Origin of the sequence: Pseudobacteroides sp., from assembly GCF_036567765.1 — a bacterium.
In the GTDB taxonomy this organism is placed as follows: Bacteria; Bacillota; Clostridia; order Acetivibrionales; family DSM-2933; genus Pseudobacteroides.
In genome coordinates this window covers 1-14116 of sequence record NZ_DATCTU010000110.1, presented here as the reverse complement: position 1 = coordinate 14116, position 14116 = coordinate 1, and the positions used below count along the sequence as shown (strand labels likewise).

Below are 14116 nucleotides of genomic sequence, written 5' to 3'. Positions count from 1 at the left end.
TCGTAGTCAGGGCAGGAAAAGCATACAATAAAAGTTTTATGGTATGCTTTTCCTGCCCATGTAAGTTATTTTTGAATCTCTTGAGCAGTAAAGCTCTGGTATATTACAATAAAATCCTAAATTACTGCTGTAAAAAACCTTTTGTGTGAGGCTGATATGACAAAAATTTTACACATCATATGATGTTCTATTCCATAAAAAGTGATTAAATGATATAATTTTACATGAAAATTAATTGTGTAAATCATGGTAGTGGTGTTTAATAAAAAAGTGTAATTAATTAGGTGATTAAAATGAACAAAACTCATATGAAACATGATACAGGCTATGCTGATATTGATCATGAAGATGAAAATGTAGAAGAAGCAAAGAACGATTATGATTTATCGCATAAAGATATTGTTATGGTCAAAAACATCGAAAAACATCTAAAACTATTTGAAATTTTTAGATTGAAAAACTCTCAATTGATAACTCTTATTTTAGCAGGAGCCAAAACATTAGCTAGTGAAGCTGGTCGATTTTCAATGGAAGAAGCTCAAAAGCATTTAAGCTATATGAGTAAAAGGACACGGAATAAAGTTATTAAAGAGCTGGCACAAAAATGCTGGATAGAATTTGATGGATTTGACTATGAAGTCCCTGGAAAGGTAAGGTCTTTTCTGTCCTCAATGTTTTTATCCTTTGCAAAAGAGAACCTCTCTATGGAAGAGCAGATTAAAACTACCGTAATGCTAGCAGAGTTTGTCGATGAATTTAATATGGATATAGAGCAAACAGAGTCTATTAAAAATATAGGATTTCGAGAACTGTCAGTATGGAAAGGTTATCTAGAACGAGTTATTCAGAAGAAGTCGCGACGTGAAATTTTGGAGATCGGCAAACAGATGCAAGGAATTATCAAAGTAATTAAAAATACGCAGAAAATCCTTAACAGCAACCGAAATATTTTTAACAGAGCGAAATATGATGAATTTTTCGATGTAACAAGTATCATTCTTGATTTGACAACGCAAATCCTTTCCTTGGCCATTCAATTTCAAAGAGAAAGCCAAAAAGGTTTAGGTGAATTTATTTCTCCTGAAATGATAGAAATAGCTCTCCATGAAGCATCAAAAGAAGCTTTGGCAAGCTTTGCTGAAAAAAACTTTTCGGCACCAAAACAAGTTTATCAGTTAAGAGAGGAAATCATCGAAAGTAGAACACGGGCATTTTTTGAAAACGAAAAAGAAGAGATCATAGCAACGCTTCCCCCCGAGCCTGTAGATATCATTGAAGAAGAAATGATTTCTGAACGGATTGAAAACCCTATGGAGCTTTTTTATCAAGAAATAGTGATGAAAATGAAGTTGAAAGATGAAGCTCCGATGGATGAGATACTTTTTAATAATATAGATAACTTCGGACAGGCCATGTATAAGACAGGTCAACTAATCAAACTAACCAGTGAATTAAGAAATAATGAAGAAGAGGAAGTTTCGGGAAAAGAATTATTTAGACTCAAAGTAAACGATGCGTATAAAAAGTTGGCGGAATGTCCGGTTGATGTCGTAACTGAGTGCCTTATAAGGAGATGTAACAATGGATCAAATTAGAGTATTTACTATTAATCCCGAAGCACAAAGAATATGCTCACTGTTTCATTATGGATGGATATCCAAAAAAGAGATAGGGCCAATAGAAAGAAATATTAATCTGTTTAGAGATGTTCAAACCTATCTTTCTCTAACAGGGTATGAATTGCTCAATCCTCCCGGAACTGACTGGTACGTAATACGATTAAAAAAAGAGTATGACACTAATTCGTTCGATTATTTTTTAAAGAAAGTTAAAGGGATTGACAGAAGGCATATGGCCTTATTAACAATAATTTATGCCAAGCTGGTCCTTCCCAAAGAGCTTCGTCATGTTGAGCCAGAAAGTGAACTGAGTCTGACAATCGATGAACTTATTTATAATTATGGAGCGAAGTTTCAGCAAGGAAAGAAGAGCCCACAAAAGACAATTGAAGCATTGCTAGCACCTCTAAAAAGGCATTACTATGTCTTTTTTGAGAAAGGAAAATCAAAAATAACTGTTGGGCCTGCCATGTATATGTTTCATAGTGACATGCTTATGGACATATGCGATTATGTAATCCAAGGAATGACAGAAAGTCTGAAATCAATCAAGAAAATCAAAGAAGAAGATATGGTCGACAGTGAGGAGGCTATTGAATGATTAAAGATTTTTCTACTGTATTTTGGGGCTATCTTCCTCCAACAAAAGAACCTTATAAGGTACATGAAAAAGTTAATGCCTTCATTGGTCCATCCGGTCACGGGAAAACGACAATATGGGATGGACTTCGCCTCATGTTGGGAGCAAGTCATTTTGAAAGCAAAAGAACATTTTCATTTTACGTACATAAAAAGAGCAACTGGGCCGTGGTTAGAGTTGCATTCCATAATCTGTCGGTGAACGGTGTACGTCCTTTTGAATTAGCTAGAAAATTTAAAGATGTGGTCACTGCTTGTTGTAGGATTTATAAAAATGATCAAAGTTCATGGTCTAGAGACTATTATTTATTTGATGGAGAATTTCATGATTTGAAGGACCTTCATTTTAATACTAAAGCTTATAGTGAAGTACTTCTGAACGTTGGTGAATATTTGGAGGTTTTAGAGCAATGTCTTGGGATAACAAAAGAATTTCGTAATCTAATGGCAATGAGCCCCGATACTGTAAGGGAAGTAGTAAACTCATCTCCGCATACGCTCTTTAATTTAATCTTTGATTTAAAAGGAGCCAAAAGCTATAAAAAACGATATGATGACAGTAAACAGAGATTATATGAACAAGAAGTAGCCATTGAGCGGGCAGAAGAAGAAATGGAGCAAGCCCAAAGCCGATTTGAAGAGACCAAGCAAAAAGCACAAAAATTTCGTCTTTATCAAGCTAAAGAAAAGGAAGTTAAAGAAACAAGAGTTCGACTAAAAAAACTTGAATATTTCGAATTTCAGGAAACACTGAGGTCTGTAAAAGCTGAAATGACCGAAGTTGAAAGACAGGGAAAAGTTGAGGCGGATAAAGTAAATGAGCTAACTGTGAAAATTATAAATAAACAAAAAGAAATTGACCAACTGGAAGTGGAATACAAACAGCTAGATGACATTGAGGAGCAAGCGAATCAAGAGATTACCGAGCAAACAACTAAAAAAGCATTGAAGGATCGCGAAATTGAAAATCTTGCTAGGCAAATAAGTATCTTGAAACATATTGAACCACAAAATAATGAATATTTAGGTCAGCTCAAAGACATTTTGGTAAAGGAGCTAGATAATACTAAGCTAAATTATTCCCAGATGCGGACTGAACTTAGCCAGTTGGAGTTAAGAATTTCCGATTTAAAAAAAGACCTTCTGCCCTATAAAGATGAAGCAAAAAGGTTTAGGCAAATTCTTGAGGCAAACCAAATTTCGTTTATTATGATTGCCGATGCTATTAGTGTGAGACCTGAAATGAGAAAATGGCAAGAGGCAATCGAAGCGTATATTGGCAACAACCGTTATCGGATCATTGTAGAACCCAACAATTACCTTTTTGCAAAAAAACTGCAACAAGGTGCTAAATATGGTGCCCGTGTATCTCTACCAAAGGCCGGAAACAATTTGTCACCAAGAAAGGATATTACATATCCCAGCATTCGATCCGCTATTAATATCAGTTACCAGGAAAAGGTCGAAGGATATCTTGAACGTTTAAATCATGTTTATCTGGTTGAGACAGTAGAAGAAGGTCATAATCTTCAGGCACATGGGATTGAAAGCATTACTATTGAAGGGTTACTTCAAGATGACGATGGTGCAATTCATTTGAAATACCATAGCCTATGTTGTGGAAAACTAGCCATTGAGGAAGAGAAAAAACGAACCTACGAGATAATTTTCAATAAGGACAAAGCTGTAAAAGAACTGAAAGATAGTATCCATAAACTCCAAAATGAGCTAAGGGAAGTAGAAGAGGCTGTTACAAAACAAGAACAACTGGCCAAATTGCCGGAGATGGAACATGCACATTATTTATTAGAAGATGAAGTAAAAAAACTATCAGTGTTAATTGAAGAATCAATGCAAAAAAAGGCCGAGGCAAAGATGGAAAAAGGTGCGATACGAAATAATGAGCATGCTGCTACAAAAGAAAATGCAATCTTTACTGCAAATAAGGAACAAGCCCTACAGAAGGCGATAGAACTAAAAAAACGTTACACCGATTTGCAACAAAAAGTTGGTTCTGTTGATACTTCTGTAAAACAGGCGTTGGAAGAATTAAAAGTATTGGGACTAAGTAAAGATGATATTGCCTTTATCTCTTATGATATACAAGGTAGTGCCTTTTGGGACCAGCAAGGCAATTTGTTTACTTCAAAGGAAATGAACAATAAGTTAAATACAATCATTCTAGAAAAGGAAAAACTTTACGATCCTTCTGTTAATGAAGAAATTATCCGATTAGTAGAAGTTAAGGAAGGGCAAGTCGATATACTTATCCAAAACCTATATAGGTTGAAAGAGGATAGAAATAATCTTGAACGGACTTGTGATGACTTACTGTCTCAGTTCCGAGGGCATATTAAAGAGATTATGAAAGACTATATAATGGCATTCGAAAGTTTTGCAGATCTTCTTAAAGCTTCAGCCAAAGGGAAATTGGTCGAAATAACTCCCGATCCTGAGACATGGGAAATTCATTTGTATATTGGCTTTGATGGAAAGGAGCCTGTTGCAGTTGATGGCCCTCACCTTAGTTCAGGGCAAAAAGCCAGCACCAGTTTAATGATTTTACTAGCTGCTTTAAGTGACAACAAAAATGGGAAAATATCACCAATCATGTTCTTAGATGAGCCAAAAGCCCGGGTAGATGATGACCGTGGTAATGAAATGGGGCAACTTCTACAGGTCACTGATATCCAGTACTTTATCACACATCAACAGGGCGAATCATTGAAAAGCATTGATTGGATAGATCATGCTTTTACCTGTAGTGCTTGTGAGTCTGGAAAGGAATTTGCTAATCAGCTCATATTAAAAAAACGTTCCAGAGGAAACTTGTAACACACGAAGGAAACAGCAATAAAGGAGATGGCTAAAGATGGTTCCAGAACATATTTTTAAGATCGATGAGCATCACTTAGGAATAGAAGTAAACAAAAAATACAAGGATGAGTATCGCTTCCCCGTTGAAATGTTGGCAAGTGGACGTAAGTATAGTGGAATAGAGGTTACATTAAATAAACCACATGGCAAAAAGATAATTATGGACTTTGTTCTTAAATTACTTTTAAAAGGACCAAAACAGTATAATTCCGTTGTTAAACATGCTCTTGAAAAATTTACATGGTTGGATTTAAACGATTGTTTAGAGATTCTTTTGTTAGATGGCATAATACAAATCGCCTTTAAAAATCTAAAGCCTCGAAAAACGGTTGAATGGTCACCTAAAACAATTCAATTTGATCCTAGAGTTATGGAATACTTAATAGAGGAAATACCAGATTATAATCTAGAGCTTATGAAGCTAAAAGATTCGGTAATGGACATGCTGAATAATACTGAGAGTGAGATGAAAGAACATTTATTAAAGTGGATTGACGAAAAGGAAATAAAAGACTCATTAGGCTATGTAATTGCAGAGTATAGATCATTTAGAAAATTCAAATCTATAGTTTTTGCTATTGCTTATTATATTAATTTAAAGGAACATGGAGAAAAATTACCATGGCGTTATCTATCAAATAAAATCTTGAGACACCCCAGATCGTTAAGCACTTATAAGAATGAAATTGCTCTTTCGGCAGGTATAACTTTAGATGAGCTTGACTCAGTGTTTCTTTCTGATATAAATGGTACTTTACATGCACCCCTAATATTAATTTCACCAATAGATGAATTACAAAAACTGCTTGATAAGCTATTAGAGCCAGAAATTCAAAAAGAAAAATTATTTTTTTTAAATAATGAAATAAATAATCTCATCCAAAAGATTGCCCAGATAATTGGAGGTTCTCCAAGTAATACTTTTTTGCTAGCATATAAAGCTTTTAGCAAAGAGATTATTGAAGGAAGTTCCCAAGAAGTTCGACAGTCTACGTTGAATGGTTTGAAGCAGTCTATTAATGCTTTAAACAAACAGATGTTAAAAACAGAGTATATAAGACAACAGTTTGAATTAATTGCCTTGGAAGAAATAGGTAGCGGTTCTTTTGCAAGAGTCTTTAAAGTATTTGATCCTGAATTAAAAAAAATTGTAGCTTGCAAAGTTCTCTTCCCAAAAAGTTACTTTAAACAAGTTTATGGAAATGACGGAGATGAATATTTACTTCGATTTAAAAGAGAAGTTAGATTGCTAACAAAAGAGTTGAGGCACAAAAATATAATAAATGTTATGAAGACTCAACTTGAATCTTCCCCCTTCTGGTTTACTATGCCGATAGCAAGTTTTTCTCTAGAAAAATGGATAAAAGATAGCCGTGATGCTTCTGATGATCAACGTATTAAAATTTTCAACGAAATTATATCAGGTGTTAAGTATTTACATGAAAAAAACAAATATCATCGAGATTTAGCTCCAAATAATATTTTATTATATAAAACTGATTATGGTTTGGAAGTCAAAATCGCTGATTTTGGACTTGCAAAAGACCCTAAATCAGGATCATTTCATACTGGTTTATCAAAAAGAGGATATGGGCGAGAAGATTTCACTGATCCTTACCAACTAAATAATTTAGCAGATTCTAACCATCTATCTGATATTTACTCTCTAGGGGCTCTACTATATTATTTATTAAGTAGTAAACTACCGAAAAAAAGATTTTATGTTTCGGTCTTCTGTCAAAGTGTAATTATGAAGGCTATGGATAAACGAGAGCGACGTTATCAGACAATAAATGAGTTTGAAAATGATTTAAATATCGCTGTCAACTTAGAAATACAGAACAATAGATGTGCATACTATAAAAATAAATCAGCAAAAATATATAGAGATATTAAATAATTGTACACAGAATTATTTTCATGCAGCAGATATATAGAGCATACAAAAGTTTTTTGCACCAGTAATTTAGGATTTTATTGTAATATACTAGAGCTTTACTGCTCAAGAGATTCAAAAATAACTTACATGGGCAGGAAAAGCATACCATAAAACTTTTATTGTATGCTTTTCCTGCCCTGACTACGAAGTTACTTCTAGGGTCGCTAACGTAGACACTTCCAAAGCTTCTTTCTGTGGGACTCCGAGGACCTTCTTAAAAAATGTGGGACGGGATGCCCAGGATTGTCTTCGTAAGACCCTGCAAAGAAAACCTACTAGATTATATATAAACCAGATTTTTAGGTTAAGCAAAGGTTTATTTTCGTGGCATTAGACTATAATTTTGCCGAATAGCCTCTGCTTGTGGCATGCGAAGCCAACTCTTTTTTTGGGAGATTGGATTTGCCCATGTTCCTCTTCGCTGGCGACTTCAAGGGTATTCACAAAAAAGTAGGGGTGAGATGGTTTGCCCTGGATCCACTCTGCTAGTGGCTTTGAGGGTTTTCTCAAAAAACGAGGAGAGGTTTTCCCAATATCTACTCCTATAGGATGCTTCAAAATGGTTTCATACAAGATTCTAAAGCATGACTCCATCAGTATTTCTAAAGGAGGGGTATGGGGGCCCCAGACTTGTTGAGAAAATTTACTTTGTAAGGACCCCTTTGTAAAAATTTAATGGTTTTGGATAAATATTTTTATAAAAATAGAGGTTTTTGTTATTTTTAAATAGAATATTTTGATAAATTAATTTACTAAAAGTAACATAAGGGGTGTGTGATTTGTGAACCAGATTATCGAGAGCTTTTTAAAAACTCATATTGATGAGTACGGGATAACAAACTTAAATAAAGAAACAGCTTTTGAGCATTTCATAAATCGCCTAATTATTAATAAGTATACTGTTGACAGATTTGACCCTGAAGAAGTTATGACAGACACTGGAGAAATAGGACTTGATGGGATAGGCATAATAGTAAATAATATTTTAGTTACAGATGCTGATTCTTTAAATGCGGCTATCAAGCAATCAAGCACTCCGGATGTTAAATTTGTATTTGTTCAAACAAAAACAAGCGAAAGTTTTGATGGAGATGAAATTGGTACATTTTGCTTTGGCGTAAAGTGCTTTTTTGCACCAGTGGAGAAAAAACCCAAAACTAACGAGAAAATAGAGAAATTTGTAAAATTAAAAGATATCATATACTCAAAAAGTATAGATTTTCAAGAGCCACCAGCATTAGAATTATATTATGTATGCTCTGGAAAATGGAATGACGGAAATAACCTTCAAGACAGGATAAACTTTGAATGTGATTACTTTAAAAGTACTCAAGATTTTAGCACAGTAAATTTTTATCCTTACGACAATGAAAAAATCATTACCTCATATAAAGAGCTTAAGAAAAAGATTAGTAAAAAGTTTGTTATGGAAAGAAAGTTCTCTTTTCCACCAATGAATGGTATAAAACAAGCATATACAGGGCTAATCAAATGCACAGAATTTGTTAAAATACTTCAAGATAGTGAAGGAAATATGTTAAACAATATATTTGAAGACAATGTTAGAGATTTTCAAGGATATAACCCTGTAAATTTAGAAATTAAGAAAACTATTGAAAATGCAACAGAACAAGAATGCTTTGCTGTATTAAATAACGGAATTACAATAATTGCAAAAAATATTGTCCCTATTGGTGATGAAGTAGAAATATTTGATTATCAAATTGTTAATGGCTGTCAAACAAGCTATGTTCTTTTTGATAATAAAGATTGTATTGGAGAGAATGTTTATCTTCTTGCAAAGATTATTGAAGTTAAAAATGAAAGTGTTTTAGATAGAATAATTTACACAACCAATAGACAAACAGAAGTTAAATCTGAAGCCTTTACATCTGCAAAGCCATTTCATAAGAGGTTAGAAGATTATTTTAATTCTATTGATCCAAAATATAAACTATATTATGAAAGACGGTCGAAGCAATATGAATTATCTGATGGTATTAATAAAAATAAAGTGGTTACTCTATCAACTCAGATATATTCCTATATATCAATGTTTTTAAATGAGCCACATAGTACTCATAGATATTATGGCGAACTTTTACAATCATATAGTAACAGAATTTTTAGCGATGGAAGTTTAAGTGAGCCTTATTATATTTCTGCTTATTTTACACATAAAGTTGTAAATGAAATTAAAGCTAAAAATCTTTCGAAGTATACTAAATTCAAATTTCATATTATTTGTGCACTTAGGGCAATAGCCGTTGGTAAGGATGTTAGTGCAGGGAATAGTCGTAATTTAAAGAAAAAGTGTACTGAGTTAATGAATATTATTAGTGATGAAAATCAAATAGCCCAGTTGATAAATACTGCTATTTCGTGTTTAGAAGAAGCAATAAAGAGGTGTTCAAATATGCCTTATGAAAATTTACATAGAAATAGAGAATTTACTTCATGTCTCCTTGATGTTGCTACTGAGTATGCGACAGCAAAGAATAGTACTCAGTACTTAAAAAAAGGTGATATTGTTTCATGTGTAGTAAGTTCTATAAACCGTTCTTTTGTCTATGTAAACATAAAATCTGAAGATGAAAGAAGTTACGGTTCTATACATATATCTAATATTGCAAAAAAGTATATTTCTCACATACATGACGAAGTGAAAATGTCAGATATTATACAGGCAAAAGTAATTAGTGATGATTATGATAGCAAGTATGGGTGGGAACTTTCAATGATATTGGATTAACATTCTATATTGCAGTAATGCTATGATTTAAATTGCAAAATTAAAGTGCTACAATTTGGATTAATACCTCATTTGTAGCACTTTATTGATTCATAAGTAATATAGTATTCTTCTATGACTTGAAAATCATAAATACTACTACTGTAGACCTCTGATATTCTCTGCTGGTTTCCAGAAAATTTATTATATCCTGTTTTATTATACCAAAAAGTGATATTATAGACTTAAAGTTTGTTATTTAAGGAGATCTTTATGGAGATTAAGACCAAGATGCTATTTGAAGATATTAAAGCGTATTATTTTTATCATTACGGCAAGAAAGTTCTTGGTTACTTTATTTTTCTTATTTTCACTGTCGTTGCAACGTTTTTTTTTCGAGGATATCAGAAAGGTGATAGATTTGACGTCTACATGTTATTAATTAGCATTATATTAGGAATAATAATTAGTTCTGTATTTTCCAGCCTGTACATCTTATATCTATTATGGTATGGAAAAAGGCTGCTAAAATCCAATAAACTATTTAGATATGAGCAAACGTATATTTTTGATGATGAAGGAATTTTTAATAAATCCGAAATAGGAGAAGCAAAAATTAAGTGGAAAGACTTTTATAAGGCTGCCGAGACAAAGAAGGCTTTTATTATATATGTTTCAAGATATCAAGCATTTATAATACCGAAAAGAGAAATTAAAGAAAACCAAGGAATTCAGTATATAAGAAACCTATTAAAAAGTAGTTTGAATGGCAATTTCAAATAAACAGTTGGTTACGGGAAAGGCTGGGAAACCCCAGCCTATTAAGTCTCATTATAAAGCTTTATTTCGTATTTTTTACTTTTGTCTTTGTTTTCATTAAACCGTCTATTTAATATGCAGGACTAAGTTTTATCAGATTTCCACTTTGAGTGTCAACAGAATAATGCCAATCAGACCGACCTTCCATATACGTTGTTGCTATACACACCACAGCAATATTTGTTGTGGCATGTTGTGTAAAATATGAAAACAAAAACCCTTCTGGTGGAGGCACTTCAAACTTTTTGCTACCATCTATGGAAAAACCGAAAAGTATGGATGGAAAATCCCCTTCTCCAGCAAGTGCAAGAATAGTTTCTTCCCTCAAAAACAAACGTGCATCATGAAGATTTTCGCAGTTAATAACTATTGGATGTCCATCTAAGTACCAAGAAATAGTACTTAACGCTTTATCAGTTTTAAATTTATTAACTTTCAAGTTTAATTACACATCCTTTTTTGATTAATTAGTAAATCCTACGCTTTCCAACTACTTTTAGATGTTTCATCCTATCTGGCGGGCTTACTGTCATTTCCAATTGGGTACCACCACCAGGTTGATAAGTTTTTCGTTTTTTATCAACTTGTGGACCAACAGGACCTAGAATTACTGGCAAATCATCAGTAACTTCATAGGTAACAACCTCCTGAAGATGTTTTTTCCAGTCCTTTTTAACCGCAAGTTCATTTCTAACATAATCAGCATCTTTTATATGGTCAAATGTACCAAAGCCACCAGGTCTATTTTCTGGTTGACCAGGACTAAGTACCATTTCAAACCTTGTGCCAGGCTTTAAGATAGCCTTATTCTTATCTTTATCAAACCCATCAGGATAAGGTGACTGATCCTTAATAAGTCTTTTATATGCATCCGCAGCATCTTTCCTAGATGCATACATTCCCTTGTTTGCCTTTTGGAATTCATTCCATGTACTAGGGTTTCCTTCGCCCAGTCTGGTGCGTCTATATTGCTCTTTCCACTGTTCACGAGTCATTGATCTATCAAAAAGATTGCTCTTGGCAGTACAATATCCGCTTGGGTCGTAATAGTTTATAGGGTTATTTTGTACATAACTGTATAAGTTGAGCCCATCACCACGATATGTATCTTCTTGCGTAAACCTACCTACAACTGGGTTATAGAATCTTGCCCTTAGGTAGTATTGGCCTGTAACCTGATCATACTGCTCCCCGGCGTATCGAAAACGGTTTTGCACCTTCTCAACAGCTTCAACTGTATTACCAAATGCATCATACTGATACCGATTCACCACCGTACCAGACGCATCAACCAATGCAGTCACATCACCGTGGCCCTAATTAGGTAATATACACACTGTTATGGTGCTATATTATAGAAGAAACTTAGTCTAAATTAACTAAACTTTTTTCTTTCTTAATGGCACTAATATTGTTGTTGTAAATAATAAGCTAAATACTAATATGAACCCAAATGCATTATCTGTCTTCTCCATGTATTCAGGAAAAGCAAAAACAGGTAGAAGATTCAAAAAACCTATTAACAGAAATAATATAAATACTTGTAGAAAAGATACAGTTACGAACCTTCCACATTTTTTGCATTGGTAGTCATGACCCCGCATTGAAATAACAATACCAAGCTTTTGAAAAAATGAAAATGATCGTTTATTACAATGGGGACACTTAAACATTGCTTTTTCTCCCTAAAATTATCACTACTTCCACGATAGCATATATAAAAGCCCTGTAAAAACAAGGCTCATATATATACTATCATGCATTTTCTGTTTTGGAAACTGTTGGTTTTATAAACTCGCACTGGCACTTATGTTTTCATGTTAAAAGAATTTTTGATATAATTAGTAAGTAAATATTAGTATTTGAGTAAATGAGGTTTTAAATGTATTATCTGATCTATGGGATGCTTATTGGACTGATATCTGGATGCATTGACGTGTTTTTTATTGCATATAGAAAAAGTATCAGCACAAAGAGTAATATTTTATGGGCTTTTATAAACAAAGCTTCCATTGGATTTTTGATGGGATTTGCAAGGTTTTTAATAAGTAGTTAATCCATTTAAAATATTATTTGAACGAGAGGATAAGATGCAAAATTTCTTTTTGATAGCAAACACACCAGATGGTGTAAGTTCATCTGGTGTAAGTATATTAATGTTAGCATTTATGATACCTTTTTTTATATTTCTTTTTATAGTACATTTTGTAATTTATTTTTTTATATTTTCAGCCATTGACAAAAGAATAGACGAAGAAGTTAAACGATTCAGAAATTCAATTATTTTGAGTAGTTCTTCAATCGTGTCTTACTTATCAATGGTAGCATTTGGTTATATGGTACATGTTTTTAATCTGAATATAGGATATCCAACCATTACATATTGTTATCTATTAACATTTTTACTTACAGCATTTATATTTGTTTTTTTAATAATGCGTGCTATTTTGCATAATGTTAAAATCAAGATTAAGTATAAAGTGTTAATTATTTCAATAATATATTTAGTAACTATTGCTCCTTTTTTAATCATGATGTTTTTCTAATCTAACTTATCATGCATTCTCTGTTTTGGAAACTGTTGGTTTTATATACTCCCTTTGATGAATCATCATTGAATAGATAACCTTTGCAATCTGCCTCATTACTGCAATTAATGCCTGCCGTTTTGTTTTTCCCTGTGATATCTTCTTGTTATAATACTCTAGAAAAGTATCATTTATAGGGCTTTTCTTATCCCTACCTCTACAGATATTTCTTGAAGCAATATCCCTGAATATCTCGTAAAGCCTTCTATTCCCCTGTTTGTTCCTAAAATTCTTGTCCTTGTCACCTGATGAGCAGGCAACCGGACTTATTCCACTATACCTACACATTTTATCGCTACTGGAAAACCTTCTAATATCCCCTATTTCACTGATTAACATTGCAGCGGTTATAGTATTTATCCCAGGCATGGTTTCAAGCCTGTAGGGAAATTGCTTCATATGCTTTTTTATCTCAGCCTCTATTACTTCCAGTTCCTCATTGCAATGCTTTATTTCCTTTATACAATGAGACACAATAAAGTCCCTTGTTTCCTGATATTCCGTTGATGTATCGCCATCTTTTGCAACAAGTATCAATATCTTTTCTGCATGTTCAATTCCAAAAAATCCGCTGCTATGGATGGACAGGAATTCTGCCAGCTCTTCTTTGGTAATGCCTTTAAGCTTTGATGGCGAGGGAAAGTTTTGAAAAAATTCCATTCCGGCCTTACAGTATGTTACCGTAAAGAATTTGGGATAGCTTGGATAATGATGCGATATGTAGCTGTGAACCTGATTTTTAGATGCAGCCCGAACCTTGACGATTGAATTACGCCGAGATACTAAAAGCTGCAGGGTCCAGCTATCATCATGAATTGAGGCATCTGGAAGGGTATCCAATTGATTTAATAGAACTTTAGCAACACAGAACGCATCATGCCCGTCAGTTTTGTGAGCTATGGCC

General features: G+C 33.4%; 8 protein-coding genes and 1 pseudogene. 6 read left to right on the top strand and 3 right to left on the bottom strand.

The window, feature by feature from the left end; translation table 11 throughout:
- Window positions 1-293 precede the first annotated feature (293 nt).
- From VIO64_RS17705 to VIO64_RS17680, 6 genes are all read left to right on the top strand, one after another.
- Entirely contained in the window at window positions 294-1595 is a 1302-nt protein-coding gene (locus VIO64_RS17705) for a hypothetical protein (protein ID WP_331920690.1), read from the top strand.
- Window positions 1582-2220, top strand: coding sequence for a hypothetical protein (locus VIO64_RS17700; protein WP_331920688.1), 639 nt, complete (start codon window positions 1582-1584; stop codon window positions 2218-2220). Before VIO64_RS17705 ends, VIO64_RS17700 begins: the two co-directional genes overlap by 14 nt.
- Window positions 2217-5093: a chromosome segregation protein SMC gene (locus VIO64_RS17695; protein ID WP_331920686.1), complete on the top strand. Its 2877-nt coding sequence runs from the start codon at window positions 2217-2219 to the stop codon at window positions 5091-5093. The genes VIO64_RS17700 and VIO64_RS17695 overlap by 4 nt, the downstream gene beginning before the upstream one ends.
- A gap of 37 nt (window positions 5094-5130) precedes the next feature.
- Window positions 5131-7035 (top strand): protein kinase domain-containing protein, encoded by a 1905-nt coding sequence (locus VIO64_RS17690; RefSeq protein WP_331920684.1) that lies wholly within the window; start codon window positions 5131-5133, stop codon window positions 7033-7035.
- An 820-nt stretch (window positions 7036-7855) separates the two neighbouring features.
- Window positions 7856-9826, top strand: coding sequence for an AIPR family protein (locus VIO64_RS17685; protein WP_331920682.1), 1971 nt, complete (start codon window positions 7856-7858; stop codon window positions 9824-9826).
- Window positions 9827-10078: 252 nt separating this feature from the next.
- Window positions 10079-10588 (top strand): YcxB family protein, encoded by a 510-nt coding sequence (locus VIO64_RS17680; protein ID WP_331920680.1) that lies wholly within the window; start codon window positions 10079-10081, stop codon window positions 10586-10588.
- 106 nt (window positions 10589-10694) lie between these two features.
- On the opposite strand, the gene VIO64_RS17675 is transcribed toward VIO64_RS17680, so the two are convergent.
- The 3 genes and pseudogenes from VIO64_RS17675 to VIO64_RS17665 all read right to left on the bottom strand — a co-directional run.
- Window positions 10695-11063 (bottom strand): hypothetical protein, encoded by a 369-nt coding sequence (locus VIO64_RS17675; RefSeq protein ID WP_331920678.1) that lies wholly within the window; start codon window positions 11061-11063, stop codon window positions 10695-10697.
- A gap of 28 nt (window positions 11064-11091) precedes the next feature.
- Window positions 11092-11937 (bottom strand): annotated as a pseudogene (locus VIO64_RS17670) (RHS repeat-associated core domain-containing protein); the annotation flags it as partial.
- A gap of 1242 nt (window positions 11938-13179) precedes the next feature.
- On the bottom strand, window positions 13180-14116 hold a 937-nt coding region (locus VIO64_RS17665; RefSeq protein ID WP_331920674.1), incomplete at its 5' end, for an IS110 family transposase.

Bases quoted from the DNA above. Each gene is read 5' to 3' on its own strand.
- VIO64_RS17700 (WP_331920688.1), top strand. From the start codon at position 1,582: ATGGATCAAATTAGAGTATTTACTATTAATCCCGAAGCACAAAGAATA.
- VIO64_RS17705 (WP_331920690.1), top strand. From the start codon at position 294: ATGAACAAAACTCATATGAAACATGATACAGGCTATGCTGATATTGAT.
- VIO64_RS17695 (WP_331920686.1), top strand. From the start codon at position 2,217: ATGATTAAAGATTTTTCTACTGTATTTTGGGGCTATCTTCCTCCAACA.
- VIO64_RS17690 (WP_331920684.1), top strand. From the start codon at position 5,131: ATGGTTCCAGAACATATTTTTAAGATCGATGAGCATCACTTAGGAATA.
- VIO64_RS17680 (WP_331920680.1), top strand. From the start codon at position 10,079: ATGGAGATTAAGACCAAGATGCTATTTGAAGATATTAAAGCGTATTAT.